23 protein-coding genes, 3 tRNA genes and 1 rRNA gene are annotated in these 26609 nt (G+C 74.6%); 14 read left to right on the top strand and 13 right to left on the bottom strand.

Annotation, left to right across the window (positions count from 1 at the left end):
* A 5S ribosomal RNA gene (gene rrf / locus J1M44_RS01670) occupies nucleotides 1–99 on the top strand; the annotation flags it as partial.
* 128 nt (nucleotides 100–227) lie between these two features.
* Here the strand turns inward: rrf and J1M44_RS01665 are convergent.
* The gene (locus J1M44_RS01665; RefSeq protein WP_002858298.1) at nucleotides 228–653 is read right to left on the bottom strand and encodes a hypothetical protein; all 426 of its coding nucleotides are present in this window, start codon (nucleotides 651–653) and stop codon (nucleotides 228–230) included.
* 131 nt (nucleotides 654–784) lie between these two features.
* On the opposite strand from J1M44_RS01665, the gene J1M44_RS01660 reads away from it, so the two are divergent.
* Nucleotides 785–861 (top strand) — tRNA-Pro (locus J1M44_RS01660).
* 65 nt (nucleotides 862–926) lie between these two features.
* Here J1M44_RS01660 and J1M44_RS01655 read toward each other — a convergent pair.
* The 5 genes from J1M44_RS01655 to J1M44_RS01635 form a co-directional block, all read right to left on the bottom strand.
* A complete protein-coding gene (locus tag J1M44_RS01655) occupies nucleotides 927–1289 on the bottom strand; it encodes a GNAT family N-acetyltransferase (protein WP_002858300.1) in 363 nt (120 codons plus the stop codon).
* A 58-nt stretch (nucleotides 1290–1347) separates the two neighbouring features.
* A complete protein-coding gene (locus J1M44_RS01650; protein WP_002858301.1) occupies nucleotides 1348–1845 on the bottom strand; it encodes a carboxymuconolactone decarboxylase family protein in 498 nt (165 codons plus the stop codon).
* A 92-nt stretch (nucleotides 1846–1937) separates the two neighbouring features.
* The gene (locus J1M44_RS01645; protein ID WP_206480440.1) at nucleotides 1938–3497 is read right to left on the bottom strand and encodes a DUF5129 domain-containing protein; all 1560 of its coding nucleotides are present in this window, start codon (nucleotides 3495–3497) and stop codon (nucleotides 1938–1940) included.
* Between the two features lie 62 nt (nucleotides 3498–3559).
* The gene (locus J1M44_RS01640) at nucleotides 3560–4303 is read right to left on the bottom strand and encodes an NADPH-dependent F420 reductase (RefSeq protein WP_002855101.1); all 744 of its coding nucleotides are present in this window, start codon (nucleotides 4301–4303) and stop codon (nucleotides 3560–3562) included.
* Nucleotides 4290–5192, bottom strand: coding sequence for a fumarylacetoacetate hydrolase family protein (locus J1M44_RS01635; RefSeq protein WP_002855103.1), 903 nt, complete (start codon nucleotides 5190–5192; stop codon nucleotides 4290–4292). Before J1M44_RS01635 ends, J1M44_RS01640 begins: the two co-directional genes overlap by 14 nt.
* A 65-nt stretch (nucleotides 5193–5257) precedes the next feature.
* Here J1M44_RS01635 and J1M44_RS01630 point away from each other — a divergent pair, with 65 nt between their 5' ends.
* The 4 genes from J1M44_RS01630 (at nucleotide 5258) to treZ (ending at nucleotide 11348) form a co-directional block, all read left to right on the top strand.
* Entirely contained in the window at nucleotides 5258–6301 is a 1044-nt protein-coding gene (locus J1M44_RS01630; protein ID WP_002855105.1) for an aldo/keto reductase, read from the top strand.
* A 58-nt stretch (nucleotides 6302–6359) separates the two neighbouring features.
* Entirely contained in the window at nucleotides 6360–6818 is a 459-nt protein-coding gene (locus J1M44_RS01625; RefSeq protein WP_036334384.1) for a hypothetical protein, read from the top strand.
* Between the two features lie 61 nt (nucleotides 6819–6879).
* On the top strand, nucleotides 6880–9360 hold the full coding sequence (gene treY / locus J1M44_RS01620; RefSeq protein WP_144824733.1) for a malto-oligosyltrehalose synthase: 2481 nt from the start codon (nucleotides 6880–6882) through the stop codon (nucleotides 9358–9360).
* Nucleotides 9357–11348, top strand: a complete 1992-nt coding sequence (treZ, locus tag J1M44_RS01615) for a malto-oligosyltrehalose trehalohydrolase (protein WP_206480439.1) — start codon at nucleotides 9357–9359, stop codon at nucleotides 11346–11348. The genes treY and treZ overlap by 4 nt, the downstream gene beginning before the upstream one ends.
* 13 nt (nucleotides 11349–11361) lie before the next feature.
* Here treZ and J1M44_RS01610 read toward each other — a convergent pair whose 3' ends face one another.
* Nucleotides 11362–12663, bottom strand: coding sequence for a DUF4032 domain-containing protein (locus tag J1M44_RS01610; protein WP_002855113.1), 1302 nt, complete (start codon nucleotides 12661–12663; stop codon nucleotides 11362–11364).
* Nucleotides 12664–12770: 107 nt separating this feature from the next.
* Between J1M44_RS01610 and J1M44_RS01605 the strand changes: the two genes are divergently transcribed.
* From J1M44_RS01605 to J1M44_RS01585, 5 genes are all read left to right on the top strand, one after another.
* On the top strand, nucleotides 12771–13643 hold the full coding sequence (locus tag J1M44_RS01605; protein WP_002855115.1) for a DsbA family protein: 873 nt from the start codon (nucleotides 12771–12773) through the stop codon (nucleotides 13641–13643).
* Between the two features lie 110 nt (nucleotides 13644–13753).
* Nucleotides 13754–13830, top strand: a tRNA-Thr gene (locus J1M44_RS01600).
* 276 nt (nucleotides 13831–14106) lie between these two features.
* Nucleotides 14107–16032, top strand: coding sequence for a S8 family peptidase (locus J1M44_RS01595; RefSeq protein WP_002857439.1), 1926 nt, complete (start codon nucleotides 14107–14109; stop codon nucleotides 16030–16032).
* A gap of 118 nt (nucleotides 16033–16150) precedes the next feature.
* A tRNA-Val gene (locus J1M44_RS01590) sits at nucleotides 16151–16227 on the top strand.
* 162 nt (nucleotides 16228–16389) lie between these two features.
* Nucleotides 16390–18300, top strand: a complete 1911-nt coding sequence (locus J1M44_RS01585) for a threonine/serine ThrE exporter family protein (protein ID WP_036335082.1) — start codon at nucleotides 16390–16392, stop codon at nucleotides 18298–18300.
* Nucleotides 18301–18313: 13 nt separating this feature from the next.
* Here J1M44_RS01585 and J1M44_RS01580 read toward each other — a convergent pair whose 3' ends face one another.
* The gene (locus J1M44_RS01580; RefSeq protein ID WP_036335083.1) at nucleotides 18314–18991 is read right to left on the bottom strand and encodes a uracil-DNA glycosylase; all 678 of its coding nucleotides are present in this window, start codon (nucleotides 18989–18991) and stop codon (nucleotides 18314–18316) included.
* A 36-nt stretch (nucleotides 18992–19027) separates the two neighbouring features.
* Here J1M44_RS01580 and J1M44_RS01575 point away from each other — a divergent pair, with 36 nt between their 5' ends.
* The 3 genes from J1M44_RS01575 to groL all read left to right on the top strand — a co-directional run bounded on the left by J1M44_RS01575 (nucleotide 19028) and on the right by groL (nucleotide 22313).
* On the top strand, nucleotides 19028–19372 hold the full coding sequence (locus tag J1M44_RS01575; protein WP_227449136.1) for a DUF3263 domain-containing protein: 345 nt from the start codon (nucleotides 19028–19030) through the stop codon (nucleotides 19370–19372).
* A gap of 3 nt (nucleotides 19373–19375) precedes the next feature.
* The gene (locus J1M44_RS01570) at nucleotides 19376–20362 is read left to right on the top strand and encodes a LytR C-terminal domain-containing protein (RefSeq protein ID WP_002857445.1); all 987 of its coding nucleotides are present in this window, start codon (nucleotides 19376–19378) and stop codon (nucleotides 20360–20362) included.
* 319 nt (nucleotides 20363–20681) lie between these two features.
* A complete protein-coding gene (gene groL, locus J1M44_RS01565; RefSeq protein ID WP_206480438.1) occupies nucleotides 20682–22313 on the top strand; it encodes a chaperonin GroEL in 1632 nt (543 codons plus the stop codon).
* Between the two features lie 110 nt (nucleotides 22314–22423).
* Here the strand turns inward: groL and J1M44_RS01560 are convergent, their stop codons facing one another.
* The 5 genes from J1M44_RS01560 to J1M44_RS01540 all read right to left on the bottom strand — a co-directional run.
* Nucleotides 22424–23356 (bottom strand): DUF4031 domain-containing protein, encoded by a 933-nt coding sequence (locus tag J1M44_RS01560; protein WP_098471201.1) that lies wholly within the window; start codon nucleotides 23354–23356, stop codon nucleotides 22424–22426.
* A gap of 67 nt (nucleotides 23357–23423) precedes the next feature.
* Nucleotides 23424–23714 carry a WXG100 family type VII secretion target gene (locus tag J1M44_RS01555; protein WP_010079419.1) on the bottom strand — a complete coding sequence of 97 codons (291 nt, stop codon included), beginning with the start codon at nucleotides 23712–23714 and terminating at the stop codon, nucleotides 23424–23426.
* 55 nt (nucleotides 23715–23769) lie between these two features.
* Nucleotides 23770–25584, bottom strand: a complete 1815-nt coding sequence (locus J1M44_RS01550) for a sensor histidine kinase (protein ID WP_002855563.1) — start codon at nucleotides 25582–25584, stop codon at nucleotides 23770–23772.
* Nucleotide 25585: 1 nt separating this feature from the next.
* On the bottom strand, nucleotides 25586–26293 hold the full coding sequence (locus tag J1M44_RS01545; protein ID WP_002855565.1) for a response regulator transcription factor: 708 nt from the start codon (nucleotides 26291–26293) through the stop codon (nucleotides 25586–25588).
* Nucleotides 26294–26371: 78 nt separating this feature from the next.
* Nucleotides 26372–26609 (bottom strand): hypothetical protein (locus tag J1M44_RS01540; protein WP_206480437.1); only part of this gene is annotated, 238 nt, incomplete at its 5' end.

The following is a 26609-nucleotide window of genomic DNA, read 5'->3' as shown; positions in this document are numbered from 1 at the left end:
GGGGAAACGCCCGGTTCCATTCCGAACCCGGAAGCTAAGGCCCACAGCGCCGATGGTACTGCAGCCGGGAGGTTGTGGGAGAGTAGGTCGCCGCCGGACATTCTTTGAGGGAGGGCCTCGCACTGTTCGTGCGAGGCCCTTCCCGCATTCCCGGGAGGATTCACCGGGCGGCCCCGTGCGATGAGCACGGGGCTTTCTGCGTTTCCGGGTGCATGCGCCCGCGGCGCTCAGAGCTCCTCGCCGGCCCGCAGTCGTGCCGTGAGCGCGCGGGTGAGTCGGCGGCGCAGCCGGCCGTGCTCCGTGCCCTGCTCCAGAAGGCGCGCGTGCACGGCATCGGCATGGGCCGGCTTGTCCGAGTCGGGGAGTGCGAGGAAGTCGCGTAGCAGCGGCTCCAAGCGCCCGGTGAGGGCGAGCACGAGCTCCTGGGTCTCCAGGGGTCGTATGCGCTGCAGGCGAGTCCAGGCCGGCGCGTACTCGGCGGCGTGCTCGACCATCTCCCACGCGAGGGCCCAGCTGTCCGGGCGCAGTCGGTGCCGCTCGGCGCGCAACAGCTGTCGCAGGGCCGCCACGGCCTCCTCGAGCTCGGCGGCCGTGGCGCCGTCGTCGTCGGGGGAGGGGCTCGCGGAGGGACGCGGGAACGGCCACCAGCTCATGCCGGCCTCTCTCGGATTCGCGGGGTGCGCAGAGGTCTCACGCGTGAGATTCTGCCCCGCATCTCGGTTTGGCGGCACCCGGTGTGGCTGGTATAGTCGGTCTCTGTTGGATTCAGGTCTGAGACCTCCAACGGGGTGTGGCGCAGCTTGGTAGCGCGCGTCGTTCGGGACGACGAGGCCGCAGGTTCAAATCCTGTCACCCCGACCAGAAAGAGCCCCCGCCGGATCGGCGGGGGCTCTTCTCGTCTCCGGGTGCTCACCGGGTGCGGTGCGTCAGTCCTGGCGGGACTCCAGGAACTGCAGATGCTCGGGGCCCGCCGGGTCCACGTCGCCGGCCACGTCGTCGTGTTCGTTCACCCAGTCCTTCACGTACGGGCACACGGGGACGATCCGGCGTCCCGCGGCCACGGTGTCCTTCAGCGCTTCGCGCACGAGGGTGGAGGCCAGGCCCCGGCCCTCGTACCCGTGGTCGACCTTGGTGTGCGGGAAGATCCGCTGGGTCGGGCCGTCGCCGGTGTCGTCGTCGATCGCCACCGTGTAGCCGGCCACCGTGCCCGCCTCGTCGACGACGATCTCGTACCTCTCCGCGTTCTTGCGGACCTGCGGGTGCTCCAGGCTGGGGGTCTGCTCGGTCATGGTCGGTCCTCTCGTTCCTGGGTGGACCCCGCCGCCGGGCCGGCGACGGGGAAGGGGGTCAGCCGTCCCGGCGCCGCACGGGGTGATGGGACAGGATCGAGATGCGGTTCGTCAGGTTCATCACGATCGCGACCCACTGCACGGCCGCGTACTGGGCGTCCGTGAGCACAGCGGCCGTGGAGGCCTGCACGTAGTTCAGCTGCTCCTGCTCGGGGAGGTCCGTGACCGCCTCGGCGAGCTCGAGCGCGGCGCGTTCCTGCTCTGAGTACACAGCCCCGGCCTCACGCCACGCCGGCAGCAGCCCGAGGCGCTGCACGCTCAGACCGGCGTCGGCGCCCTGGCGGGTGTGCCGGTCCAGACAGAACACGCAGCCGTTGAGCTGGGAGACCCGGAGGTTCACGAGTTCCACGAGCTGCCGGTCCAGCCCGGCCTGCTCGGCGGCGCCGCGCGCGGCCGAGGCCAGCGGCCCGACCGCGTGCCATGCCTCGGGCACGGCCTTGTCGAGGAAGAACGCGAGGGGGTCCTGGCGGGGTGCGGGGGTGTCAGCGGCGGTCATGGTCCTTCAATGTCTCGCAGAACGGGGCGATGGGCCAGGGGCCGGGTGCCGGTCCCGGGCGAGCTTCCGGCTCAGATCCGGCCCCGATCGGCTCAGAATCGGCCGGACGAGCCCGCCCCGGAGAACGAGCCGGCTGAGGATCCGTAGCCGGTCCCGGAGGAGCTGGACTGCGCCTGGCGATGGTCCTGGACGGACCGCTCGCCGGCCTGGTGGCCCGTGGTGAAGGCCACCACCGTCCAGTAGGCATCCGTGGGCAGCGCGGAGTCCAGGATCGAGCCGCGCGCGGACCGGGCCGGGCCACGGTGCGTGCGCAGCTCGTCGCGCAGCAGCTCACGCTCGGCCTCGTCCTTGCCGAACGCCGCCACCTCGGCGTCGGCGAGTGCGGAGACCAGCCCGGTCAGGCGACGCCGCAGCGCATCCAGCTCGTCCAGCGCTGCGGCCGGGGTCAGGCGCTCGTCCTGCAGGTCCGCGCCCAGCGCCTCGAGCCGGCCCTGGGCCTCGGCGCGGAAGGACTCCAGCGCGGCGACGGCGGACCGGACGGGTCCGGCGGAGCCGACGGAGGAGGCCAGCGTGCCGACGGCGTCCAGGTCGGCCCGCAGCGGGGCGGTCTGCTGGTCCCACGCCGACGGCCACCCCGGGTGGCGGTTGAGGAAGGTGTTCGCCGCGGCCACGGCGTCGTCGAGGCGGTCGAGCTCACGGGCGCGGTCCCGGACGTCCTCCGCGGCCCGGGCGTGCTCCGTGCGATGCAGGCTGCGCTCCGGCAGGGCCTCGAGGCGGTCCAGTTCCGCCGACGCGTCGAGCGCCTGGCGCCGGAAGCCGCGGAAGCGCTCCATCAGCGCGGCCGCGTGGGGCGAGTCCTCAGGCACCGTGGACGCGTTCACGTCGGTGGCGTCCATCTCCAGGGTCACGGAGGTCAGGTGGGTGCGGGCCTCGGTCAGCAGGTCGGCCGTCCGGCGGCGGCGACGCCGTCGGCTCGCGAGCACCGCGGCCGCGGCGCCGCCGCCCGCCACACCGACGATCCCCGCGCCGAACCACAGCTCGGGAGCCTGCCACCAGGGGCGCCCGATCAGCTCGGCGGCGGCGTCCGTCACCTCCACGACCGTGTCCGTCCACCGGGCCGCACGGGCTGCCTCGTGGCCGGCCTCGCGCACATCCCGCAGCTGGTCCGTGCTGAGCATCCGGTCCTCGCCCACGTACACCCCGATCAACCGGTTGTCCGGGTCGAGGGCCACGATCACGAGGCCGTCAGCCCACTTCTGGCCGTCCGCGCTGAGCCAGTCCGGGTGCTCGGCGCGAGCCCGCTCGAGCACCCGCCCGTTGAACGCCTGAGACGCGCGGTCGTCGTCCAGCGCGGACAGGTCCGGGCCGCGCTCGGTGACCACGGCGACGCGGGTCGGCTCCCGGAACTCGATCCCCGCCAGGTCACGGCGCAGCTGGGCGGGGTCGATCACGCCCGCGTCATCCACGAGCTCCACCCGGTCCCAGGCCACGGCGTGGGCCTGCGGCGCGGCGGCCACGACGGCGCTCGTCACCCCCGCCGTGACCGGCAGGGCGACGACGGTGGCGGCCGCCGCCGGCCCGGTGAGGGCGGCGGCGGACAGGGCGACCGCGGTGAGAGTGCGGCGGGCGGTGCGGTGCGTCGGACGGGTCACGGGGGCCTCCTGGACGGGTCGGCGGTCCCGCCCAGCGTAGGCACCGCAGGGCCGGTGTCGCCTCAGCCGGTGGGCGCGTCGGCGAGCAGCGCGGCGAGCCGGCCGGCGTCGTGCGCGGTGCCGAACCCCGCCGCCCCCGGCTCGAGGACGCCGGCCCGGTCGAGGCCCGTGTAGGGGACCGCGTCGAAGCCCATCGCGGTGACGAGGGCGATCACCGTGTCGCGCGCGGCGGCGACCGCGGCCGGGTCGGCCGTCGCATCGGCCGGCTCGGTGCCCACCGCGAGGGCGCGGCGCGGGGCCGTGGCACGCCCGGCATCTCCGAGGTCGTGATGCGAGATCTCCGAGAACGCGCGCACGACGGGCACGCGCAGCCCCGCGGCGGCCCAGCGCTCGGCGATCCGGGTGGTGCCCGGCGCGGCGTCGTCGTCGAGCCACGCCGGGACCGGCTCGTCCCCCCAGGTGTTCGTCAGGTCCACCACGGCGCGCGTGGCCGGCCCGGCGAGGGCGAGCGGGTCGACGTCGTCGAGCGCCTCGCGCGGCACGGCCACGACGACGAGCTCCGCCTCCGCCGCCAGGTCCTCGGCCGACACGGCGACGGCCTCGGGCGCGTAGATCGTCAGGTGGCGCTGGACCGCCGCGGGGCGCCGCGTGCCCGCGACCATCACCCGCGGGGCGGCCGTGCCCGGGGAGAGGCGGGGGATGCGCGCGATCGCCCGTGCCAGCGCGGTGCCCGCCCGGCCCGCACCGAGGATGCCGACGACGCGGGGCAGGGCATGCGCCGGTGCCGCCGCCTCAGACGAGCTCATTGCGCTGGCGTCCCAGCCCGGTGATCTCCACCTCGACGACGTCGTCGGGACGCAGCCACGGGCGGCGGCCCTCGGCGTCCCGGCGGGCCAGGGCAACCCCCGCGGGCGTGCCGGTCAGGATCAGGTCACCCGGGTTCAGGGTGATCAGCTGCGAGGCGTAGGAGACCAGCTCGGCGGGGGAGAAGACGACGTCGGCGACCCGGTCCTCCTGACGCAGCTCGCCGTTGACGTGCGTGAGGACGCGCGCATCCGCCGGGAACTCGTCCGGGGTGACCAGCCACGGACCCACGGGCGTCGAGGCCTCCCACACCTTGCCCTGCAGCCACTCGGAGGTGCGGCCCTGGAAGCCGCGCATGGAGATGTCGTTGGCCACCGCGTAGCCCGCGATGTGCTCCGGGGCGTCCTCGACGGCGATGCGTCGGCCCGGCTCCCCGACCACGATGCACAGCTCGCCCTCGTAGTCGACCCGGTGGTCCTCCTCGGGCACCTCGATCGGGTCCAGCGCACCCGTGAGGGACTGCGGGAACTTCGCGAACAGCGTCGGATGCTCAGGGCGCTCCAGGCCCGTCTCGTCGATGTGGTTCGTGTAGTTCAGGCCCACGCAGAACACCTTGGTGGGGAAGGGCACGAGCGTGTCGTAGACGAGGCCGGAGGTGTCCAGCAGGAGGGACCGGTCGGCCTGCGCCGCGCGGAGGGCCCCCTCCACCATCTCCCGCTGCTCCTCCGGCGTGGCGGTGAGGTACTCGCCGACGTCGCGACAGTCCGGCAGGGCGACGGCGCGCACGGCGACCTCGGGGTCCTCGGGGTGCACGGAGGTGATGACCGCGGCGAACGTGGCGCCGGGGTAGGCGGCGTCGGAGTCGGGCTGGCGGAACGTGGCGAGCTTCATGGACCCATCCCATCACAGGGCGGCGGGTCCGGACCCGGGGCGGGCGGACGTGAGACGGTGAGGCCATGAGCACAGCCCCCACGCATCCGCCGCTCGACCTCGACCCGACTCCGGCCACCCCGATCGTGCTCGGGACCATGGCCTGGGGATCCGTTCCTCCGCCGCCCCCGGACGCCGATCCGGGGGCGGGGCCGGAGGGGCCTGCGGGTGACGCGCAGGTCGAGGCGGCCGTGGAGCGCGCCCGCCGCGCCCTGCGCGCCGGGATCGAGGCCGGCGTCGACCTGCTGGACACCGCGGACATCTACGGGGCCGGCCGCTCCGAGGAGACCGTCGGCCGGCTGCTGCACGAGCTGCCCTACGAGGAGCGCTCCGCCCTGAAGGTGCAGACCAAGTGCGGGATCGTCCTGCACGAGACGGACCCGGCCGGGCGGCGCCTGACCCGCTACGACTCCTCGCCCGAGCACGTGCGCGCCTCGCTGGAGGGCTCGCTCGCCCGCCTCGGCGAGCAGCGCGTGGACACCCTGATCATCCACCGGCCCGACGTCCTCACGCCCGTGGCCGACACCGTGCGCGCCTTCCTCGACGCGCGGGAGGCGGGCCTGGTCGGCAAGCTGGGCGTCTCCAACCTCGGCGTGGGCCGCGTCCTCGAGTTCCAGCGCGAGCTCGAGAGCCAGGCGGCGGACGGGACCGGGCTGGCGTGCGTCCAGGTCGAGCTCGGCCTGCACCACCGCACCCTCGTGGAGGCGGTCGTGCTCGCCAACCACCCGGACGCCCCCGCGGACGCCGACGCCGGGCGCCTCGGCCCGGTGTGCGCCGCCGAGGGGATCGAGCTGCAGGCCTGGGGTCCGCTGGGGCAGGGCCGGTTCAGCTCCGGCGACGACGGCGCGGCCGGCGTCGTCGGCGAGGTCGCGGCGGAGCTGGGCGTCAGCCGGGAGGCCGTGGTGCTCGCCTGGCTGCTGCGCCTGCCGTGGGGCGTGCGGCCCGTGATCGGCACCCAGGACCCGGAGCGCGTCGCCGCGTGCGCCGAGGCGGCTGCCGCGGCCGAGGCGATGGACTCCGCGCAGTGGCACCGCCTGTGGACCGCGGCGCGGGGCGCCGGCCTGCCCTGACGAGGCGCGACCGGCCGCGCGCCCTCCCGCCGGAGTGAGACCTGTGTCACACTGGGGCATGGACTTTGCGAACGTGGACCTCGTGACTCCCTGGATCCTCTACTGGCTGGCCTCACTGACCCTCGTGGTCGGCGGCACACTCGTGGTCGTCGGCCTGTGGCGCGCTCGGCGGCACCGGCGCTTCGCCGCGACCCACGGCCGCAACCCGGAGATCGGGCTCCTCGAGGACACCCGCACCCAGCGCGGGGTCGGGGTTGTCGCGCTCGCGGCCGCCGTCGCACTCGGCGCGACGGGCGCCGTCCTGCACGTCCAGGGTCTGGACGCGTTCCGCGGCAACCTCGAGGCGAAGTACGGCTACACCGCGGTGGACCGCATCCGTCAGTCCGGCCCCGGCTTCGTGGCCGATCTGACCCAGGCCGACGGCAGCGTGCTGCGCGACGAGATGATCCTGTTGGAGTCCTCGGGCGAGCCCGTCGTGGGGGAGGACATCTTCGCCCGTCCGGTCGAGACGCGTTGACCTTCCCGCCCCGGCCCGCCGGGCCTGATGCCGCGTCGGGGGCCTCTGTTAGCGTCGCCGCGTGAGCACCTCGACCGTCCGTCCCGCCCCCGCGTCCACCTACCGGCTCCAGGTCAGCCCGGATCTGCCGCTGGAGTCTGCGGCCGGGCTCGTGCCCTATCTGCGGCGCCTGGGTGTGGACTGGCTCTACCTCTCGCCGCTGCTCGAGGCCGAGCCCGGCTCCGACCACGGGTACGACGTCGTGGACCCCACGCGGCTGGACGCCGCCCGCGGCGGGGCCGAGGGACTGGACGCGGTCGCGCGCGCCGCGCACGAGGCGGGCATGGGCGTGCTCGTGGACATCGTGCCGAACCACGTGGGCGTGGCCACGCCCCAGGCCAATCCGGCGTGGTGGGACGTGCTCACCCACGGTCCCGAGGCGGCGCATGCGGCGTGGTTCGATGTGGACTGGCCGGCCGGCGACGGGTCCCTGCTCATCCCCGTGCTGGGAGACGGTCCCGACGGGGACGCGGACGCGGAACTGGACCGTCTCGTCGTCGACGCCGAGGGCGGCCGTCTGCGCTACTGGGACACCGTCTACCCCCTCGCCCCCGGATCGCTCGAGGCGGCCGAGGCGGAGACCGGGCTGCGCGCCGCAGAGGTCTTCGCGGCGGCGGACCCGGCGAAGGAGCCGACCGCGGAGCAGGCCCGCCTGGCCCGCGCCGTGCACGACCGCCAGCACTACCGGCTGGTCGGCTGGCGCCGCGGCGACGCCGAGCTGAACTACCGCCGCTTCTTCACCGTCACCACGCTCGCGGGCGTCCGGGTGGACGAGCCCGAGGTCTTCGACGCCGTCCACACCGAACCCGCCCGCTGGGTCCGCGAAGGGCTCGTGGACGGGCTGCGCGTGGACCACCCGGACGGCCTGGCGGACCCGGCCGGCTACGCGCGGCGCCTGCGCTCCCACGTGCTCCCGGAGGGCTACCTCGTGGTGGAGAAGATCCTCGAGCCCGGTGAGGCGCTGCCCGCGGACTGGCCCGTGGACGGGACCACCGGCTACGACGCGCTCGGCGAGGTCGAACGCGTCTTCATGCACCCCGAGGCCGCGGGCGATGCGGCCGAGGACGCGCGCCGCCGTCGGGAGTGGGACGAGGCCGTGGTGCGGGCCAAGCACGACGTGGCCACCGGCTCCCTCGCGGCCGAGACCGCCCGGCTGGTCCGGGAGGTCCGCGCCGTGCACGCCCTCGGTGCCCACCCGGACGAGGACGTGGCCGCCGCGTTCGCCGCCGTGCTCGCCCGCCTGCCCGTGTACCGCACCTACCTGCCCGTGGGCCTGGCCGTGCTCGAGGGCGCGCTGGCGGACGCGGCCGCGGCGGAGCCGGGCCTCGCCGACGTGCTCGGCGACCTGCGGCCCGAGCTGACCGACCCGGACTCGCCCGTGGCCCGCCGGTTCCAGCAGACCTCCGGCATGGTGATGGCCAAGGGCGTCGAGGACCGGTCCTTCTACCGGTACACCCGGTGGGCCAATCTGAACGAGGTCGGCGGAGACCCCTCCCACGTCGCCCTGTCCCTGGCCGACTTCCACTCCGCCCAGCAGGCGCGCCAGGCCGCCTGGCCGACGGCCATGACCACCCTGAGCACCCACGACACCAAGCGCGGCGAGGACGTGCGCGCCCGCATCGCCGTGCTCGCCGAGGAGCCCGACCGCTGGGCCGCCGAGCTCGCCGAGCTGACGCGCCTCCACCCGCTCGGCCACCCCGACGCCGAGCGGCTGCTCTGGGAGTCCATCGTGGGCGTCTGGCCCACGGACGGCACCGCACCGGAGGAGGAGCGGATCCTCGGGTTCCTGCAGAAGGCCTCCCGCGAGGCGGCCCTGGCCACCAGCTGGACGGACCAGGACCCCGAGTTCGAGGCCCGGCTCGCCGCGCTCGCCGCCGCCGTCACCTCCCCCGAGGGGCCTGCCCGGGGCGTGCTGCAGGCCGTCGCGGACCGCATCGCCGAGCCCGGCCTGGTGGTCCAGCTCGGCCACAAGCTCGTCCAGCTCGCCGCCCCCGGCGTCCCCGACGTCTACCAGGGCACGGAGGTGCCCTTCCCCACCCTCGTGGACCCGGACAACCGCCGCCCCGTGGACTTCGCGGCCCGGGCCGACCTGCTGGACCGCCTCGACGCCGGCCACACACCCGGCCTCGACGACCCCGCCGCCGCCAAGCTGGCCGTCGTCGCGGCGGTGCTGCGCGCCCGCCGCGACCGGCCCGAGCTGTTCACCGGCCACCGCCCGCTCGACGTCTCCGGCCCCGCCGCCGACCACGCGATCGCGTTCGACCGGGGCGGGGCGCTCGCCGTGGCCACCCGCTGGCCCGTCCGCCTGGCGGCCGCGGGCGGCTGGGGCGAGACCGTCGTGACCGTGCCGGCCGGGCGGTGGGAGGACGCCGTCACCGGCCACCCCGTCCACCCGGACGCCCGCGGCGCCGTGCGCCTCGACGAACTGCTCAGCACCCTGCCCGTCGCGCTGCTCGTCCCGGCGCACGCCCCATCCGACCGCCGAGAGAGGACCGCCCCGTGACCGAGCCCCGTCCGGCCGACGCCCCCGCCCCGGGCCTGCACCCGATCGGCTCCGACCCCGTGGACCCCGCCGCGGCCGAGCGGGCCGCCGTCGACGCCGCGCGCGCCGTCCCCTACGCCGTGTGGGCGCCGCACGCCGAGAGAGTCGACCTCGTCCTCGTCGACACCGAGCCCGGCGCCCTGCACGACGCCGAGGACCGCTGGCCCGTCGCCGCCGTCGTGGCCATGGACCCCGCCGCCGGAGGCTGGTGGACGCCCACGGAGGACCCGCTGGCCACCCTCGGCCGCGATGCCGCCCAGCCGTCGGCCGACCCCGGCTACGGCTACCGCGTGGACGGGGCGGACCCCGTGCCGGACCCCCGCTCCCGCCGCCAGCCCGACACGGTCCACGGGCCCTCCCGCCGCGACGTCGCCGGCCGCGCCGTCGCGTGGCCGGACGAGGGCTGGGCCGGGCCGCCCGGGGTGGAGTCCGATCCGGCCGCGCCCCAGGGCGGCGGCCTGCGTGGCGCCGTCCTCTACGAGCTGCACGTGGGGACCTTCACGGCCGAGGGGACCCTCGACGCCGCCATCGCCCGCCTGCCGCACCTGACGGACCTCGGGGTCACCCACGTCGAGCTGCTGCCCGTGAACTCCTTCTCCGGGCCGCGGAACTGGGGCTACGACGGGGTGGCGTGGTTCGCCGTCGACGAGTCCTACGGCGGCCCCGCCGCCTACCGCCGCTTCGTGGCCGCCGCCCACGCCGCCGGCCTCGGCGTGGTCCAGGACGTCGTGCACAACCACCTGGGCCCCTCCGGCAACTACCTGCCGGTGTTCGGGCCGTATCTGGGCCCGGGCGGCACCGGCTGGGGCGACGGCCTGAACCTGGATGGCGCCGACTCGGACGAGGTGCGCCGGTTCGTCCTGGACAACGTCCGCTTCTGGCTCGAGGAGATGCGCGTGGACGGGCTGCGCCTCGACGCGGTGCACGCCCTGCGGGACGCCCGCGCCGTGCACCTGCTCGAGGAGATGGCCGCGCTCGCGGACGGGATCGCGGCCCGTGCCGGCCGACCCGTGCCGCTCCTGGCCGAGTCGGACCTCAACGACCCGCGCCTGGTGCAGCCCCGCCAGGCCGGCGGGCTCGGCCTCGCCGCGGCCTGGAACGACGACGTCCACCACGCCCTGCACGTGGCCGCGACGGGGGAGACCCACGGCTACTACGCGGACTTCGCCCCGCTGGAGGCGGTGGCCAAGGTCATGGAGCGCACCTACTTCCACGACGGCACCCGCTCCACGTTCCGCAGCCGCGACCACGGGCGCCCCGTGCCGGACGCCGTCCCGAACCATGCGTGGGTGGCCAGCATCCAGAACCACGACCAGGTGGGCAACCGCGCCGGCGGCGACCGCACCGCGGCCGCCCTGTCCGAGGGTGCGCTCGCGGCCGAGGCCGCCCTGCTGCTGACCGGCCCGCACGTGCCGATGCTCTTCATGGGCGAGGAGTTCGCCGCGTCGACGCCGTGGCCGTTCTTCACCTCGTTCCGCGAACCCGAGCTCGGGGACGCCGTCCGGCAGGGACGACGCCGCGAGTTCGCCGCTCACGGCTGGGACCCGGCCGACGTCCCCGACCCGCAGGACCCCGCCACACGGGACGCGGCGGTGCTGGACTGGGCGGAGGCCGCGGGCGGCGCGGACGGCCAGGGCCGCGGGGTGCGCGTGCTCGCCGCCTACCGCACCCTGATCGGCCTGCGCCGCACGCTGCCCCAGCTCACCGACCCTCGCCGCGACCGCGTCCGGGCCGAGGTGGACGCCGCCCGGCGCCACGTGCGCCTCACCCGCGCCGGCGCGGACGCCGACGTCGTCCTGCTCGTCGCCCTCGGCGCGGAGCCGCTGCCCGTGCCCGCGGACCTGACGCGGGCCGAGCTCCTCGCCGGCCACGGCGACGACGGCCCCCTCGGCCCCGGCACGGTGCCGGCGGCGGTCCCGGCCCCCGGCTTCCTGCTCCTGCGCCGCTGAGCCGCGGCCGGCGTCAGTCCTCGTCCGCGGGCGGGACGGCGCGCAGCATGGTGGTCGTGGGGTGCAGCGCCACCGCGTCCTCGTCGCGGCGGGCCCGCAGCACCGTGTCCACGTAGGAGTCCACCACCTCCTGCAGGGGCACGGCCTGGCCGCGGGCCTCGGAGAGGTACCAGCGGTGCTCGAGGAGCTGGTGCATCACCTCGGCGGGCTCGAGCTTGGCACGCAGCTCGAGGGGCACCGAGCGGACCACGGGGTCGAACACCTCCACCACCCAGCGGTGCGCCGCGCCCTCGATGTCCATGTACGGGTCCCACTCCCGGCGGGCGGCCTCGATGTCCACGAGCAGCCGGCGGGCCTGGTTCTCCTGGACCTCGAGTCCCGTGAGGCGGGTCAGTCGACGGCGGTGGTAGCCCGCGTGGATCTCGACGGGCCGGGCGATCATCATCCCGGGGGCGTCGGCGGCGCGCAGTGAGTACTCGGCCAGCTCGAAGCCGAGCTCCTGCAGGCGGCGGACGCGGCGGTCCAGGCGCCACGGCTCGGCGCGGGGGAACAGCAGAGGCCCGGTCAGCTCGTCCCACAGCCGGCGGTAGGAGGCCACGAGCAGGTCCGGCGTGGTGACGGGGTCCACCTCCGGGTCCAGCAGCCCGCTGGCCTGCAGGTCCAGCAGCTCACCGCCCACGTTCACGGCGGCCACGTCCAGGTCGTGCTCGCGCTGGCCGTTGGACAGCCGCTCCCGGAGCTCGCCGGTCTCGGCGTCCACCAGATGGGCGGCGAACCCGCCCGCGTCCCGCCGGAACAGGACGTTGGACAGGGAGACGTCACCCCAGAAGAACCCCTCGAGGTGCAGTTCCACGAGCAGCGTCGCCAGCGCGTCCATGAGGCGCACGAGGGTGCGGCGCTCGAGGCGCTCCGAGAACACGGCGCGGTACGGCAGGGAGAAGCGCAGGTGCCGGGTCACGAGGGCGGCGGGCAGGGGCGTGCCGTCGTCCTCCGTGCGTCCGGTGACCACGGCCACCGGCACCACCGACGGCGCCGGGCTCCGCTCGAGCCGGCGCAGCAGCCGGTACTCGTGGAACGCGAGCTCCTCCGTGGTCTCCTTCACCGCCACGATGCCCCCGCCCATCCGGGCGAAGCGCACCACGTGACGGGAGATGCCCCGCGGCAGGGCCGCCAGCACCTCCCGCGGCCACGTCTCGAGGGGGAGCGCCCAGGGCAGGGCGAGCAGAGACGTCGCCGGGTCCTCGGTCGCGTCCCCCGACGGGGCGCCCGTGATGGTCAGTCGATCGACGGGGGAGGGGGTCTCGACGGTGTCCATGGTCACGATCCTTCCAGACAGGGCCGCTATGCTCGCCTGGCGCGGCGCGCCCGCTGCCCGCCGGCTCCGGTGCTCGACCCGGACCGACTGCCCCACGAGGAGGACCCTTGGCCCGGAACACGTCAGGCTCGCACACCTCGGCGACGGACGCCCGTGCGCGTGCCCGCCAGATCCAGGAAGAGCAGCGCAGGAAGGACCGCCGCCGCCGCACCGGCGTCATCTGGGGCTCGGTCCTCGCGGCGGTGCTCGTGATTGGCCTCGTCGTCGCGTTCGCGCTCACCCGCAACGGCGACGACGCCGCGGCCGCCGGCCCCATCCCGGCCGCGGCGAACGAGCAGGGCGGCATCGAGTTGACCTCGGCCACGGGCCTGGCGGAGGGCGCGGGAGAGCGTGAGGTCGACCCCTCGAAGATCGAGGTGCCGAAGCAGGCCGAGAGCTCCCAGCCCGAGACCCTGCCGAACACGGAGGCCCGCGGTGACGGTGAGCCGACGCGGATCGTGCTCTATGCGGACTTCAACTGCGTGCACTGCGCCGACTTCGAGTCCTCCAACGCGGAGCAGATCGAGCAGTGGCTCGAGCAGGGCGAGGTCACGGTCGACTACCGGATGGTGGACTTCCTGAGCGCCCCGAACAACCAGAACTACTCGGCCCGCGCCGCCAACGCCGCGTACTGCGTGGCGGACCAGAAGCCCGAGGCCTACAACGGCTTCGTGACCGCCCTGTTCGCCGCCTACGACGAGCACCAGGGCAAGGGCCTGGACAACGCGGCGCTCATCCAGCTCGCGCAGGAGCACGGCGTGGACATCTCCTCCTGCGTCGAGGACGGCACGTTCCGCTCCGCGGTCGAGCACACCACCCGCCAGGCGCGCGTCGCCGGCGTGGCCGGCACCCCGACCGTGTTCGTGGACGGCAAGAACTGGGCCCTCGACGGCGAGGACAAGACCTTCACCGACTGGGCGGGCGCCAAGATCGCCGGCTGACCCGGCGCCGAGGCCCGCGGGGCGTCCCCACACGGGGGCGCCCCGCGTCGTCCGCCCGGGCCTTGTACGCTGGAAGGGCTGGCCGCGGCACCCCCAGGTGCCGGCCGCAGGCCTCCTTAGCTCAGCTGGCCAGAGCAGCTGCCTTGTAAACAGCAGGTCGCCGGTTCGAATCCGGCAGGGGGCTCCACCCCACCGCGGGCCCGACGGCGCCGCGCACCTCCGCCGGGAGGGCGCGGCGCCGTCGTCGTGTCCGGCGTGGGCTGACGCTGGGGTTCCGCTGTGCCGGTCCGAGGCCATCCGCCAGGTCCGGCTGGCGGAACCGCCAGAGATGCCTCGACTATCCGCCAGACTTCGGCCCGCGGCCTCGCCGTGACGGAATCGTGACCTTACCGTGATCTCAGTCACCCCGGCCCGAGTCCCTCGGGCATCCGCATCCGGTGGCCCCGAACTCCGAGGAGATCCCGTGCAGTCCTCCACACCCCGCAGCACCCGCCGCCGCATCGGCGCCCTCGTGGCCGGCGCCGTCCTCGCCGGCGGGACGCTGACCTCGTCCCCCGCGCTCGCGGCCCCCTCCGGCGCCGCCCCCGCCGCACCGGCAGCCAGCCCGACCGTCGCCTCGCCCCTGGCGGCGGCGCAGGTCGAGGACCCGAACGCCGACGGCTACGACTCCTTCATCGTCACCTACAAGGAGACCGCCGCCAACGCCCACGCGAAGGGCCGCGCGAACGCCTGGGGCAAGGCCGCGAAGGAGGCCGGCGTCTCCGTGAAGGAGCTGCGTGAGACCGCGCTCGGCTCCCGCGTGATCACGGCGGACCGCAAGCTGGATCAGGCCGAGTCCGCGAAGTTCATGGCCGACCTGAAGGCCTCCGGGGCGGTCGAGGCCGTGGAGCCGGACGCGATCCTCACCGCCACCGGCCTGAGCCCCGTGGACGCCCTCTACTCGCAGCAGTGGGGCTTCACCGGCACCCACGGCATGCGGGTCCCCGGGGCGTGGGATCGCACGACGGGCTCCGGTGCGACCGTGGCCGTCATCGACACCGGCATCACCTCCCACCCGGATCTCGACCGCAACGTCGTGCCCGGCTACGACTTCATCTCCGACAGCGCGGCGGCACGTGACGGCGGTGGCCGCGACTCCAATCCGCGTGACGAGGGCGACTGGTACGCCGCCGGCGAGTGCGGCACCGCCGGCGCCTCCGACTCCTCGTGGCACGGCACCCACGTGGCGGGCACCGTCGCGGCCGTGGCCGACTCCCAGGGCGTCGTCGGTGTGGCGCCGAACGCAAAGATCCAGCCGATCCGCGTGCTCGGCAAGTGCGGCGGCTCGCTGTCCGACATCGCCGACGCGGTCGTGTGGGCTGCCGGCGGCACGGTGGCGGGCGTGCCGGCCAACCCGAACCCGGCGGACGTCATCAACATGTCCCTCGGTGGCTCCGGCATGTGCGGCACCACCTACCAGAACGCGATCAACGCGGCAGTCTCCCGCGGCGTGCCCGTCGTCGTGGCCGCGGGCAACGAGAACCAGCCCGCCGCCAATGTGCGCCCGGCCAACTGCCAGAACACCATCGTGGTGGCCGCCTCCACCTCGCAGGGCGCCCGCGCCTCGTTCTCGAACTACGGCTCCGCCGTGGACGTGACCGCCCCGGGTGCGAACATCATCTCGACCGTGAACAACGGCGCCACCACCCCGACGACGGCCGGCCACGCCGCCTACAACGGCACCTCGATGGCCACCCCGCACGTCGCGGGCCTGGCCGCCCTGCTGCTGGCCGCGCAGCCCAGCCTCACCCCGGCCCAGGTCGAGTCCACCCTCAGGTCCACGGCCCGCTCCATGCCGGTGACCTGCTCCGCGGGCTGCGGCGCCGGCCTGGCGGACGCCTCCGCGGCGGTCTCCTCCCTCGGCGGCGCCCAGACGGAGCCCGGGCCGGCTCCGGTGGCCTCGCTGATCGTCAACGGCGGCTTCGAGTCCGGCAGCACCGGCTGGACCGGCACCCCGACCGGCTTCGTGCGCACCGACGCGGCCAAGGCCGCCTCGGGTCAGGCCTTCGCCCAGCTGAACGGCGTGGGCCGCCGCAACACCGCGACGGTCGAGCAGAAGGTCACCGTGCCGGCCTCCGGCGCCACGCTGACCTATGCGCTGCAGGTGGACACCGCGGAGACCACCGCCTCCCGCTCCTACGATCTCCTGGACGTCCAGGTCGTGACCGGCGCCACCGGCACATACACCGTCGCCTCGCACTCCAATCTGGACAAGGGTGGCTACGCCACGCGCACCGTGGACCTGTCCCGCTTCGCGGGCACGACCGTGACGCTGCGCTTCCGCGGCACGGAGGACTCCTCCGCGGCCACGACGTTCCGCATCGACGAGGTCGCCGTGACCGCGCGCTGACCGCCCTTCGGCTCTCGATGGCCGCTCCGCCGCGCGCGGGGCGGCCATCGTCCGGGTGGACAGGCGGCGCCGCCTGAGGTATCGTTCTTCGAGTTGTCACCCCCATGGGGCGACGCCCGGATCTTTAGCTCAGTTGGTTAGAGCGTTCGCTTCACACGCGAGAGGTCGCTGGTTCGAGTCCAGTAAGATCCACCACAGCAGGGCCCTCCTCCGGGAGGGCCCTTTCGCGTTCCCGGGCCGCGGCGCCGTCGGCCCCGGCGGAGGAGGCGTCGGCGTGGTTGGATGGACGCGCGGCGGGGCTCGGCCCACCGCCGTGGCGCGTCCAGCGCCCGCATACGGAAGGAGAGGGTGAGCCGCATGGAGCAGGAGGGCACCCAGGAGCCGGCGCGGTTCGACCCCCGCATCGCGGAGCCCCCGGCCGTCCCCACGCTCATCCCCGTGCTGCGCCCGGCCGGTGCCGAGGACGCCGCCGCTGCCGGCGACCTCGACCCGGAGGACCCCGGCCTGCTCGACCTCGACCCGGCGGAATCGGCCCACCCGGCCGCGGTCGCCGTCGAGCCCACCGAACCGCTGCCGCCCGTGGTCCGCCCCGCCGCCGCCGATCCGGCCCCGGCGCCGGAGCCGGAGCCAGAGGAATCGGCCGAGCCGGAGGCGGAGACGCTGCCGGAGCCGACCGCGGACGCGCCCCTGACCGAGCCGCCGCTGTCCGAGCAGGTGCCCACCTCCGTCCTGGCCCCCGCGGAGGCCGACGGGGCCCTGCCCGCCCCGGACGTGATCCCCGCGCCAGACATCACCGTCCCGGACCCGGTGGTCCCCGTGGGCCCGCCCGAGAAGCGCGGGCGTCGGCGCGGCCGGCGCTCCCGCGAGGTCTTCGTCGAGAACCTGCCGACGCAGGCGCTCGTGCTGGCCGACCGCCTGCACTCCTCGCCGTACGGGCGCCGCATGCGCTCCACGCTGCAGCAGCGCCGCGCGGAGGCGCAGGCCCTCGAGGCCCGCACCACCCTGGACTTCGCCCTCAAGCTGGGCGAGACCATGTTCAGCTTCGGCGCGGCCTCGCTGGACGTGGAGACCTCGATCATCGTGGCCACACAGGCCTACGGGATCCTCGAGACCGAGGTGGACCTGACCAACCAGTCCATCTCCCTGAACTACGCGCCCGACTCCTCACGCGGCGAGGCACCGTTCACCCTCCAGCGGGTGGTCCGCTCGTCCTCGGTGAACTTCGAGGGGCTCGTGGCCGTCCACCGGCTGGTCGAGGAGATCGCCGCGGGCGAGGTGGACCGGGCCGAGGCCCAGCGCCGGCTCGTGGAGATCCGGCATCAGCCCAAGCCGTTCCCCGCCGTCTTCGAGGTCCTCTTCTCCGGCGTGTTCGTGGCCTGCTTCGTGCCGTTCATCGGGGGGACCTGGACAGGCGCGGCCCTGGGCATGGTCTCCACCTGGCTGGTCTTCTGGCTCAAGGTCCAGGCGGACAAGGCGCGCTTCCCGGAGATCTTCTCCACCATGTTCGGGGCGATCACGGCCACGGTGATCGCGCTGATGGCCTACGCCCTCGACCTGCCGGTCAACCCGGCGCTGGTGATCGCCGGCGGCATCATGATGCTCCTGCCCACGGCGAGGTTCGTCACCGCGGTGCAGGACGCCATCCACGGCTTCCCGGTGACCGCGGCGGGCCGCTTCCTCTCCGCGCTGCTCGTGTTCGCCGGCGTGATGGCCGGGATCATGATCGCCGTGGGCATCGGGGATCTCGTGGGATTCGAACAGCTGGACCTGGCCGAGGCGGGGACGCTGAGCTATCCGCCGCTGCTGCTGCTGGGCCTCGTGGTGGCCGCGGGCATGGCGGACGCGGTGGTGGAGCAGTCGCGGTGGCCCCAGATCCTGGCCTGCGGTCTCGTGTCCGGGGCCGGCTTCGGCGCGTACCTGGCAGCGCAGCAGATCGGGGTCAGCGACCGGCTGGTGCCCGCGGTCGCCGCGGCGGCGGTCGGGTTCCTCGGCCGCCTGGTGGCCCAGCGGCTCGCGGCCCCGGCGCTCGTGATCGTCCTGCCGTCCATGCTGTTCCTGCTTCCCGGACTCACCATGTTCCGGTCCGTCTACGGGTTCACCGTGGAGACCGGGGCCACGCTGCTGGGCGTCGAGGGACTCTTCAACGCCGCGGTCATCGTCGTGGCGATCGCGGCCGGCGTCGCCTTCGGCAACACCCTGGCCAAGCCGATCACCGACCGGATGGGCACGCTGCTGCCCACCGAGCTCGTGATGCATCAGCGCGGCTGACCGGCGGCCCGGCTCAGTCGGGCAGGCGCCAGTCCACCGGATCCGCGCCGGCCGCCTCGAGGAGCCGGTTCACCCGGCTGAACGGCCGGGAGCCGAAGAACCCGCGGTGGGCGCTCAGGGGCGAGGGATGCGGGGACTCCACGACGCCGGCCCCGGCCGCCGTCAGCAGCGGCGCCATGCGCCGCGCGTCGGCTCCCCACAGCAGCCCCACGAGGGGGGTGCCGCGCGCGCAGAGGGCCCGCACCGCGGCCTCCGTGATCTGCTCCCAGCCGAGGCCGCGGTGGCTGCCGGGTGCGCCGGCCCGCACGCTGAGGGCGCGGTTCAGCAGCAGCACGCCCTGGTCCGTCCACGCGGAGAGGTCGCCGTGGGCGGGCGGGGTGATGCCGAGGTCGTCGTGCAGCTCCCGGTGGATGTTGGCTAGGGAGCGGGGCAGCGGCCTCACGTGGCGGTCCACCGCGAAGCTCAGGCCGATCGGATGGCCCGGCGTCGGGTAGGGGTCCTGGCCCAGCACGAGGACGCGGACGTCCGCGAACGGCTGGCGGAACGCCCGCAGGATGTGCTCCGGTGCGGGCAGCACCTGCTCTCCGGCTGCCCGGCGGGCCCGCAGCCGCTCGCCGACCTGCTCGAACGCGGCGGCCTGCGGGGCGAGGGCCGCCTCCCAGCCCGGATCCAGGGGCGCGATGAATTCCATGCCCCGAGGGTAGACCGGGTGGGTACAGTGGCCGCCATGTCCCACCCCACGCCCGTCTCGCCCGATCCGGCCCCGGACGAGGGTGCCCGCGCGCGGGCGCGGCGGGACGAGCTGACGGACCTGGAGCGTGCGGTCCTGGACCTGGAGGCCGCCACCTGGCGGTACGGCGGGGCCAAGGACCACGCCGTCCGCGAGCGTCTGGGGCTGTCTCCGACCGCCTATTATCAGGTGTTGAACGGATTGCTGGACCGTGAGGCCGCCCTGGCCTACCGACCCCTGCTGGTCACGCGGCTGCTGCGCAGGCGCGGCACCCGCAGCCGGGCCCGGAGGGGACCCGCGGATCCGGCGCCGTCCACGCCCGCTTCCCGCCAGGAGAACTGACCCATGGCCTACCAGCCCGACCGCTTCGACGAGGTCCCCGAGTACACGGACCAGCGCGGCGCGCACCGCGAGTCCTTCGCCGCCGCCGGCGCGACCGCCACGGGCGGGGGTCGCCGCCTGAGCCCGCTGCTCTGGGTGGCCGGCCTCGTCCTGCTCGCCGGCCTGTTCGTGGGCGTCGTCCTGCCGTGGCTCACCGGCGACCGCTCCGCGCCCGTCGCCGCCGAGAGCTCGACGACGGCCCCGGCTGCCGCGCCGTCGACGTCGGCCTCGTCCGTGTCCTCCTCGGCGTCCTCCGCGCCGGCGTCGACTGCATCCGCGTCCGAGTCCGCCACCCCGTCCGAGGACGCGGCGGAGGCGTCCCGCTCCGCGGCCGCGGCCGAGTCCTCGCGGGCGGCGCAGGAGGCGGCCGCCGCCGAGGCCGCCGAGTCGTCCCGTGCCGCCGCCGAGGCACAGGCGTCGGAGGCCTCGCGTTCCGAAGCCGCCGCGCAGTCCGCCGAGGCGTCTCGGTCGGCGGCCGCCCAGGCGGCGGAGTCCTCGCGCGCCGCCGCGTCCCGTTCGGCCGCCGAGGCGTCCCGTTCCGCCGCCGCGGCGGAGGCCTCGCGCTCGCAGGCCGCGGCCGCGTCGAGCTCCCGTGCGGCCGCACAGTCGGCGGCCGCGTCGAGCTCTCGTGCAGCCGCACAGTCCTCGGCTGCGTCGAGCTCCCGTGCGGCCGCGCAGTCCGCGGCCGTGCGCGGCACCCACGTCACCGTGTACAACGCGACCCGCACCCAGGGACTCGCCGCCTCCTACGCGCAGCGGCTCACGAGTGCCGGCTACACCTCGGTGGAGGCGAAGAACTGGAGCGGCTACGGCATCCAGTCCTCCACCGTCCTGTACAACGGCTCGGCCAACAAGGCCGCCGCCGAGGCGGTCGGCAAGGAGCTCGGCTTCCCGGTCATGCAGACCCCGAACCTGCAGGTGAACGGCGTCGCGGTGGTCGTCACCGGCTGATCCGCCCGTCGCGCGGCCGTGCCGGCCGCGCACCGCTCACGGCCCCCGGCGGGGCGCCTCCCGAGGCGCGCTGCCGGGGGCCGTCCGCCGTCGGCGGAAGGGCGGCCTCCCGCACCGCAGACCTTTTGCACTCTCCCGGTGCGAGTGCTCATAATGGGGTTAGCACTCCGAAGGCGCGACTGCCAGCCGTACCCCGGTCGGCCCGGCGCCGTGGAGGAGGACCTGTCCACCGGTGAGGCCCCCAGGGGCCGTCCGTCGCGGGCATCGGCGCGGGTCAGCCACCAGCAGTAGGAAGCCGACGTCCAGAAAGGACCTGCACATGGCCAAGACCATCGCATTCGACGAAGAGGCCCGCCGCGGCCTGGAGAAGGGTCTGAACACCCTGGCCGACGCCGTGAAGGTGACCCTCGGCCCCCGCGGCCGCAACGTGGTGCTGGAGAAGAAGTGGGGCGCCCCCACCATCACCAACGACGGCGTCTCCATCGCCAAGGAGATCGAGCTCGAGGACCCGTACGAGAAGATCGGCGCGGAGCTCGTCAAGGAGGTCGCCAAGAAGACCGACGACGTCGCCGGCGACGGCACCACCACCGCCACCGTGCTGGCCCAGGCGCTGGTCCGCGAGGGCCTGCGCAACGTGGCCGCGGGCGCCGACCCGCTGTCCCTGAAGCGCGGCATCGAGAAGGCCGTGGAGGCCGTCACCTCCGAGCTGCTCTCCGCCTCCCGCGAGATCGAGACCAAGGACCAGATCGCGGCCACCGCCTCGATCTCCGCCGCGGACAAGCAGATCGGCTCCCTCATCGCCGAGGCCCTGGACAAGGTCGGCAAGGAGGGCGTCATCACCGTCGAAGAGTCCAACACCTTCGGCCTCGAGCTCGAGCTCACCGAGGGCATGCGCTTCGACAAGGGCTACATCTCCGGCTACTTCGTGACCGACGCGGACCGCCAGGAGGCCGTCCTCGAGGATCCCTACATCCTCATCGTCAACTCGAAGATCTCCTCCGTGAAGGACATGGTGGCGATCCTCGAGAAGGTCATGCAGTCGGGCAAGCCGCTGCTGATCATCGCCGAGGACGTCGAGGGCGAGGCCCTGGCCACCCTCGTGGTCAACAAGATCCGCGGCACCTTCAAGTCCGTGGCCGTGAAGGCCCCGGGCTTCGGTGACCGCCGCAAGGCCATGCTCGCCGACATCGCCATCCTCACCGGCGGCCAGGTCATCTCCTCCGAGGTGGGCCTGTCCCTGGAGAACGCGACCCTCGACCTGCTGGGCACCGCCCGCAAGGTGGTCATCACCAAGGACGAGACCACCATCGTGGAGGGTGCCGGCGACGCCGAGCAGATCGCCGGCCGCGTGGCCCAGATCCGCTCCGAGATCGAGAACACCGACTCGGACTACGATCGCGAGAAGCTGCAGGAGCGCCTCGCCAAGCTGGCCGGCGGCGTGGCCGTCATCAAGGCAGGCGCGGCCACCGAAGTGGAGCTCAAGGAGCGCAAGCACCGCATCGAGGACGCCGTGCGCAACGCCAAGGCCGCGGTGGAGGAGGGCATCGTCGCCGGCGGCGGCGTGGCCCTGATCCAGGCCGGCGCCAAGGCGTTCGGCGGCCTGCAGCTCGGAGGCGACGAGGCCACCGGTGCGAACATCGTGAAGGTCGCCATCGAGGCCCCGCTGAAGCAGATCGCCTTCAACGCCGGCCTGGAGCCCGGCGTCGTGGCGGACAAGGTCAAGACCCTCGACGACGGCCACGGCCTGAACGCCGCCACCGGCGAGTACGAGGACCTGCTGGCCGCCGGCATCAACGACCCGGTGAAGGTGACCCGCTCGGCCCTGCAGAACGCCGCGTCCATCGCGGGCCTGTTCCTGACCACCGAGGCCGTCGTCGCGGACAAGCCCGAGAAGGCCGCCGCCGGCGCCGAGGGCATGGACCCGATGGGCGGCATGGGCGGCATGATGTGATCAGCCGCTGAGCCGGCCCGACCCGTTCGGGCGCCCAGCCTGCGAGGCCCGTCTCCCCGTCCGGGGAGGCGGGCCTCGCCGCGTCCCGGGCCGGCACCGGGGCGCCCCGCTCAGGCCGACAGCGCGGCTCGTTCCGCCGCCAGATTGCGGCGGGCGGCGGCCTCCCAGCGTGCTCGGCCGGGCGCGGTCCGATACAGCCGCCCGGCGTCCAGCAGGGCGTCCAGCACCGCGCCGCGACCGCGGGCCCAGTCCGCGTCGGACACGTGCGCGTAGTCCCGCCGCACCGCGGCCACGTAGCGGGCGTAGGCCTCGGGGGAGCGGCCGAGGACCTCGAGGTCCGCGTCCGAGAGCACCGCCCCGGCCGCGTCGTGCGGGGCGGGGTCATGGGCCGCGGTGAGCAGCACGAGGCGTGCCACCTCGTCGACGACGTCGGCCGGCACGGCCAGCCGCGGATCGGTGAGCACCTCCCGGGCCAGGGCGGCCGAGTCCGCCTCGTCCTGGCCGGCGGGCGCGGTGGGGTCCCCGGCGTAGACGGCGTCGTGGAACCACGCGGCCAGGCGGACCGCACGCGGATCCGGCCCGGTCTCCGCCCCCGCCCGCTCGAGCAGGTCCACGGACTCGAGCACGGCGAGCAGGTGGGCCGGGTCGTGGTAGTGCCGATGCGGCTCCGCCCAGCGGGCCAGCAGATCGCGTCCCGCCGTCGTCACCGCATCCGGGCTCGCCGCCGTGCCCTCGAACAGCCGCGCCCAGCGCCGGGCGAGGACGACGTCCCGCTTCTCGGCGCGGCTCCGGGCGGGCACGCGCAGCCCCGAGGCGGCGAGCCGACGCACCAGCTCCCGTCCGGTGACGGGCACCGCCCCGCGGGCCACGAGCTCGGCACGTCGGTGCGCGGGCACGTCGTAGTGGTCCCGGTCGAAGGCCCGCTCCGAGAGCCCCGCCGCCCGTGCGAACGCGTGGAGCTCCTCGAGGGAGGTGTCGGAGACGAGGTGGGAGAACACGGTGCCGTGGGCGGGCCACGCGGGCGGGTCGATCAGGACGGTCATGCCCCCACTCTAGGAAGCACGGACCGGGGCGCGGCCAGCCGGCCGCACCCCGGTCCGTTCCGGGCGCTCAGAACCGGAACATCGCGGCGTTGGCGGTCTCCGCGTCCTGGTACTGGGTGGCGGCGGCGTCCATCGCGCGGCGGATGCCCGCCAGGGACTCCTCCACGCGCTGCTGGGTGGCGCGCCACTCGGTGAGCACGCCCTGGAAGTTCGCGGCCGCCTGGCCGCGCCAGGTGTCCTGCAGCTGGCGCAGGTTGGCCTCCATGGTGCTCACCTCCGCCTGGAGGCGGCCGATGGAGCCCTCCACCGCCCCGCTCTTGGCCCGCAGGTCCTCGACGTCGATCTGCACGATGCTCATGTGACTGTCCCCTCTGACGAGTGCTGATGGGCGGCGGGCGCCGCCGGGCACCACGCTAGGGACGGGCGTCCCGCTCCGCCGCCGGGTCGTCCTCGCCTGGGGACGGGGCGTCGGCCTGAGGCGCCTGTGCAGGAGCAGACGCCCGACGGCGGCGCTCGGCCGAGGCGCGACGGAACCGCTCCGCCGCGCGCAGCAGGCGGCTGCTCCGGGCGGCGTCCGCGGCGCTGGCGCCGGCGCCCGACGGCGCGGTCAGAGCGAGGGGGCCGGTGGGCGGACCGGCCGCGTCGTCGTCGATGTCCCGTGCGGGCAGGCGCTCGTCCTCGACGTCCTCGTCCGCCTCGTCCGTCTCGTCCTCGAACGGTGCCCACGGCAGGTGGACGGAGAAGGTGGCGCCGCCGCCCTCGGTCTCCAGCAGCCGGACGGAGCCGCCGTGCTGGGCCACGATCGCCGCGACGATGGCCAGGCCGAGCCCCGTGCCGCCCGTCTCGCGGTGCCGGGAGGTGTCCGCGCGGTAGAACCGCTCGAAGATGCGGGCGCGGTCCTCCTCGGACACGCCCGGCCCGTGGTCACGGATCTCGATCACGGAGCTGCGGCCCGCGCCGTCCGCCCCGGCCTGGCCGCCGAGGTGGTCGACGGTGCCGACCGCGATCTCGATGGGGGTGCCGGCGGGGGTGTAGCGCAGGGCGTTGGCCACGAGGTTCACCACCACCTGGCGCATCCGGTTCTCGTCGCCGAGGATGGGCGCCGGGGCCGCCCGGTCGTCGTCGGGGCCCACGAGGGTGACCTTGCGGTCCGGGGCGTTCACGGAGGCGTCCATCAGGGAGTCCATCGCGAGGATGAGCAGGTCCACCGGGGCGTGCTCGAGGGGGCGCTGCTCGTCGAGGCGAGCCAGGGTGAGCAGGTCCTCCACGAGGCGGGTCATGCGGGTGGCCTCGGACTCGATGCGCTCCATGGCGGCCGCGACGTCCTCCTCCTCGCGCAGCCCGCCGTGCCGGTACAGCTCGGAGAACCCGCGGATGGTGACCAGGGGGGTGCGCAGCTCGTGGGAGGCGTCCTGCACGAAGCGGCGCATCTTGTCCTCGGAGATCTCCTTGTCCCGGAACGCGGACTCGATGTGCGCGAGCATCGCATTGAGGGAGCGGGAGAGCCGGCCCACCTCGGTGTCGGGTGCCGCGCTCTCCACGCGCTGGCTCAGGTCGCCGGCGGCGATCTTGGCGGCGGTGCGCTCCACGCGGTTCAGGGTGCGGAACGCGCGCTGGACCGCCAGGTTGGCCACGATCACGGTGCCCGCCGTCGCGAGCAGGCCGATGGTCACGACGATCGAGGTGACGCGCTCGACGGAGGAGGTCACGCTCTGCAGGGGCAGGGCCACGGCCATGGTGCCGTCGCCGCTGCTGAGCCCGTACAGCTGCACGCGCCAGCCGCTCGAGTCCGCCTGTGTGCCGGGCACCTCGAAGGAGGCGGAGCCGCGCTCGCGGGCCTCGGCCGGAGTGAGGTCCGGCAGGGCCGGCTCGTCCGCGTCCAGCATCACCGGGGTCTGGACGACCCGCGCGCCCTCGTTGTCCCACACGACGCCGTAGAAGCGCAGGATGGGCAGCTGCGGCATGTAGTACTCGCCGGTCTGGGCGACGTTGGCCAGGTACATCGAGACGGTGTCCCGGTTGGCGGCCATGTCCTCGTCCAGCTGGCGCACCGCCTCCTGGCGGAACAGCGCCGCGGTCGCCAGGGCGGTCACGGCGACCAGGCCCAGCATGAGCGCCGCGATCATCACGACCAGCTTGGTGCGCAGGGACTGCCCCTGCCACGCACCCCTCAGCCAGGCGCGCGGATGGCGGGCGCGGGCCGCCGCGGCGTCGAGCCGCGCACGCACGTCAGCGCTTGTCCGCGGTGCGGAGCATGTAGCCGACGCCGCGCTTGGTGTGGATCATCTTCTCGCGGCCGCCGACGTCGATCTTGCGGCGCAGGTAGGAGATGTAGGACTCGACGATCGAGGCGTCCCCGTTGAAGTCGTACTCCCACACGTGGTCCAGGATCTGGGCCTTCGAGAGCACCCGGTTCGGGTTCATCATGAGGTAGCGCAGCAGCTTGAACTCGGTGGGGGAGAGCTCCACGACCTCGCCGCCGCGGCGGACCTCGTGCGCGTCGTCGTCGAGCTCGAGGTCGTCCACGCGCAGCACCGCCGCGTCGTCGTCGAGGGAGGCGGTGCGGCGCAGCACGGCGCGGATGCGGGCGACCACCTCGTCGAGGGAGAACGGCTTGGTCACGTAGTCGTCGCCGCCGACCGTCAGGCCGGTGATCTTGTCCTCGGTGCCGTCCCGCGCGGTGAGGAACACGACGGGGAAGTGGCGGCCGGCGGCGCGCAGGCGGCGGGTCACGGTGAAGCCGTCCATGTCCGGGAGCATCACGTCCAGCACGGCCAGGTCCGGCTGGAACTCCTCGGCGGCGTCCAGGGCCTCCCGGCCGTTGGCCGCGGCCGTGACCTCGAAGCCGGCGTAGCGCAGGGATGTGGAGAGCAGCTCGCGGATGTTGGGCTCGTCGTCCACCACCAGGAGGCGTGCTTCGGGGTTCTGAGGCTGCATGGCGCCCAGTCAACCGCTCCGACCTGGGAACACCCTGAAAGGGCGCTGGATGTCGCGGGGCGTCGTCGGCCCGGCGACTCAGGGGCGCGAGCGCCGGACGGCGCCCAGCACCACGTGCAGCAGCATCAGGCCGAAGCCGACGGGCAGGCCGAACAGCGCGAGCGCGAACAGCGCCGGGGACGCCGGCCAGGCCAGGAAGTACGCGACCAGCAGGGCCACCAGGGCCAGGGCCGACACCGCCGTCACGGCCACGCCCAGCACCAGGACGACGCCACGACCGCCCCGGTGGTCGGCGGGCGCGGGGGCGGGGAGGGTG

The sequence above is a fragment of the Micrococcus sp. KRD128 genome (genome assembly GCF_017168395.1).
GTDB classification, from domain to species: Bacteria; Actinomycetota; Actinomycetes; order Actinomycetales; family Micrococcaceae; genus Micrococcus; species Micrococcus luteus.
This window is presented reverse-complemented; position numbering and strand designations above follow the sequence as displayed.